The 3,045-nt window shown below is 34.2% G+C and carries 4 protein-coding genes; 2 read left to right on the top strand and 2 right to left on the bottom strand.

The window, feature by feature from the left end:
- Nucleotides 1-486 (top strand): tRNA dihydrouridine synthase (locus VLC96_RS01050; protein ID WP_325260189.1); only part of this gene is annotated, 486 nt, incomplete at its 5' end.
- Nucleotides 487-720: 234 nt separating this feature from the next.
- Here the strand turns inward: VLC96_RS01050 and VLC96_RS01045 are convergent.
- A complete protein-coding gene (locus VLC96_RS01045; RefSeq protein WP_325260188.1) occupies nt 721-1,920 on the bottom strand; it encodes an ABC transporter permease in 1,200 nt (399 codons plus the stop codon).
- A gap of 3 nt (nt 1,921-1,923) precedes the next feature.
- Nucleotides 1,924-2,316, bottom strand: a complete 393-nt coding sequence (rbfA, locus tag VLC96_RS01040) for a 30S ribosome-binding factor RbfA (RefSeq protein WP_325260187.1) — start codon at nt 2,314-2,316, stop codon at nt 1,924-1,926.
- A 191-nt stretch (nt 2,317-2,507) separates the two neighbouring features.
- Here rbfA and VLC96_RS01035 point away from each other — a divergent pair, with 191 nt between their 5' ends.
- The gene (locus VLC96_RS01035; protein ID WP_325260186.1) at nt 2,508-2,948 is read left to right on the top strand and encodes a toxin-antitoxin system YwqK family antitoxin; all 441 of its coding nucleotides are present in this window, start codon (nt 2,508-2,510) and stop codon (nt 2,946-2,948) included.
- Nucleotides 2,949-3,045: the final 97 nt, after the last annotated feature.

The following is a 3,045-nucleotide window of genomic DNA, read 5'->3' as shown; positions in this document are numbered from 1 at the left end:
ATTCACGCCCGAACTCGTGCGCAGATGTACAAAGGACATTCTGATTGGTCACATATTGCTCGTGTCAAAAACAACCCAAGAATCACCATGCCTATTTTTGGAAATGGAGATATTGATTCACCCGAAAAAGCATTGCAATATAAAAACGAATACGGTATCGACGGAATCATGATTGGCCGTGCTGCCATTGGTTATCCTTGGATTTTTAACGAAATCAAACATTACTTCAAAACAGGTGAACATCTGGCAAAACCAACCGTTGCCGACAGAGTCGAAGCCGTGCGAAACCATTTAACCTGGGCAATGGAATGGAAAGGCGAACGATTAGGAATTGTAGAAACACGCCCACATTACACTAATTATTTTAAGGGAATTCATTCGTTCAAAACATTCAGACAAAAACTAGTTACTTTAGATCGTCCGGAAGAATTATTTGCTCATTTGGATGAAATCAAAGAAGCGTATTCAGAATATCAAATGGTATAAATTCCGTTGTGAATACAATACAACTACTATTTTGCAGGATTTTGATATTGTTGGTTTGTGTAAAAAGGGATTTGTTGTATTTAGTATATTTCCAAAAAAGCGAATTGTTTATCATCTAGCCCTGATCGTAGTGGAAATCCTTGTGGGCTGGGGTTCAGACCACAAGATTGGAACGTAGAGCAGGAACCCATATTTCCTGAAAATACCTTTTGTTTCGCTCCTTAAATAATAATGCTAATCCAACAATTTCTTGCTCACTCGGCTACTTGCAATCAAAGACGCGATAAAACCAAGTGTGACAATGGTTGCCATAACAATCAAAACGTTTTCGAGTGTGAAAACTACTGGATAGGCAAGGGTAGGAGTGATCATGATTAATTCGTATTGTTGTTGCAATACTACTATAACGACACCTAACAGTAAGCCAATTACTCCGCCAAAGAAACTCAATAAAGTTCCTTGAAGCAGAAATATATTGCGCAAATCTTTGATGTCTGTTCCGAGATTGAAAAGGGTTTTTAGGTTTCCTTTTTTGTCCAAAATCATCATGATAAGCGCACCAATCAGGTTAAAAAGAGCCACTACAATTACCAATGTAAATATTAAATAGACCGCGATATTTTCGGTATTCAACATTTTATATAAGGATTCATTAAGTTGTTCCTTGTTTTTTATGGTAATTTTATTGTTGAAAATGGATTTTAGTTTACTGATAACAGGAGTTTCATCAGTATCTTTCTTTAATTTGATTTCGAGACTGGAAATTTGATTGGTTTTGTATTCTAATAATTCCTGTGCGAGACCCAAATCGGCAAACACGTATTTGGAATCCAAATCTTCGCTGATCGCATAAATTCCGACCGGGAAAACATCTGTTGAATTAAAAGCCTGTTCGGGAGTTTCAATCGTTCCTTTACCAGGTTTTGGGACAAAAACCTCAAATGCGTTTTTGTAATCCAACAATCCCATCGAAAACTTTTGGGCTATACCATAACCTACCACAACTTGATAAGTATTTGGTTTTAGCCATTGGCCATTATATAATTTTTTATCAAAACTGCTAACGGTGTTATAAATAGAATCAACACCTTTTAGATAAGTAACTTCTTGTTTTCCGCTAAAAGTAAACAAAACGCGTTCTTCGATAACTTTGGAATACGAAGCTACTCCTTCGATTTTTTTAACCTCTTTTTCTTGTTCGTGAGTAATGAAAAAGGATTTACCAAGCGTGCTGCTTACTTTAAGATCAGGGTCAATGTCATTAGTAAACGAAAGACTAAAATCCTTCAACCCTGTAAAAACCGAGAGCACAACGAACAATGCCATGGCTCCGACGATAACTCCCATACTTGCAATACGATTAATAATATTAATAGCATTGTTGGAACTTTTGCTAAAAATATATCGTTTGGCTATGTAAAGAGGGAAGTTCAAATTTTATTGAAATCTGCGTTTGTCCAACAAATCTCTATTCTCGATTGGGTTTTCTTGGTTTTTCAAAGCATTATCGATCTTCTCAATATAATCTAATGAGTCATCAATATAGAAAACCAAATTTGGTACTTTGCGTAATTGCAAACGTACTCTTTGTGATAAATCATGTTTAATTAAAGCAGAATTAGCTTTGATTCCAGCTAATGTTTCTTCAGCTTTTTCCTGAGGAAAAATACTTAAATGCACCGATGCCACAGACAAATCTGTAGTAACTGTAACTTTGGATACTGAAATTATCAAATTGGTAATTCCGTTTTTTCTCACTTCACCTTGCAAGATGTCCACCAAATCTTTTTGGAGCACTCCGCCTATTTTTTTCTGTCTATTTGTTTCCATGCTGCAAAAATACTATTTTTTTGAGAGAACAACCTACAAAGTCATAAACTCATAAAATTTTTTATGTTTGATGATGGTTTATATTGAAAGTTGGTGAGAATCAGTCATAAAATGCCATAAAAATTTTGTTATATTAATTTTTATTCTACATTTGTAGAGTTAATTCTATATTAGTAGAGCAAAAATCATTTATGAGACATCTATTCATTATTTTCTTCCTAACAATAACTTTAATTGGATGTAAAACGGCGCCGATTAATCAAAAAGAAAACAATAAAAGAGTAGGGCTTTGGATAGAAAAATATTCAATCGACACTATAGAATACAAATCAGTTGGAAAATATAAAAATGGGGATCCTACAAAAAAATGGGTTTATTATACTGGCAATGTTATCAGCAAAAAAGAAATCTACCGAAAAAACAAATGCATCATTACCTATTACAATACGAACGGAACGATTCAGTCCAAAGGAAAAACAAAACTAGTAGTGACAGGCCCAGAAATACACTGGTTTTATTATGGAGATTGGAAATACTTTGACGAAAACGGAAACCACATTTCCACCAGAAAATATGAAAATGGCGAATTAATTTCGGATATAAAAATACCAATAGTCGCAAAAAGCAAATAGAACACAACTAAAAAATTTAAATCATGCAACTATCCAATTCAGAAGAACAATTAATGGAACATCTTTGGAGGCTTGAAAAAGCTTTCATGAAAGATTT

Origin of the sequence: Flavobacterium sp. (assembly GCF_035456085.1) — a bacterium.
Lineage (GTDB): Bacteria > Bacteroidota > Bacteroidia > Flavobacteriales > Flavobacteriaceae > Flavobacterium.
This window is presented reverse-complemented; position numbering and strand designations above follow the sequence as displayed.

Bases quoted from the DNA above. Each gene is read 5' to 3' on its own strand.
- rbfA (WP_325260187.1), bottom strand. From the start codon at position 2,316: ATGGAAACAAATAGACAGAAAAAAATAGGCGGAGTGCTCCAAAAAGAT.
- VLC96_RS01035 (WP_325260186.1), top strand. From the start codon at position 2,508: ATGAGACATCTATTCATTATTTTCTTCCTAACAATAACTTTAATTGGA.